This window comes from Methylobacterium nigriterrae (assembly GCF_037106235.1).
In the GTDB taxonomy this organism is placed as follows: Bacteria; Pseudomonadota; Alphaproteobacteria; order Rhizobiales; family Beijerinckiaceae; genus Methylobacterium; species Methylobacterium nigriterrae.
In genome coordinates, this window is the sequence record NZ_JBAWTG010000799.1 from 1 (window position 1) to 279 (window position 279).

The following is a 279-nucleotide window of genomic DNA, read 5'->3' on the forward strand; positions in this document are numbered from 1 at the left end:
CGCAACGGCTTTGTGCGTCGGCCGTTTCGTGCCGTCGTCCTGCGTGCCGATGTGGCAAGCAAGTGTCCATCGGGGCGTGTCGTTCGAGCGCGGCTGGCCGCTTGACACCACATGGGTAACCGCTTAATCAGCCGCCACGACGCGGCCGCCCGGTGGCGTCGAAGCGCGGGTGTAGCTCAGTCGGTTAGAGTGCCGGCCTGTCACGCCGGAGGTCGCGGGTTCGAGCCCCGTCACTCGCGCCATATTTTTCAAGCACTTGAGGCTTTGTCGCTCCGCTGT

At 65.2% G+C, this 279-nt stretch carries 1 tRNA gene; it reads left to right on the forward strand.

The annotated features are described in order from the left end of the window. Positions 1-165 precede the first annotated feature (165 nt). A tRNA-Asp gene (locus tag WDW90_RS39205) sits at positions 166-242 on the forward strand. Positions 243-279 lie beyond the last annotated feature (37 nt).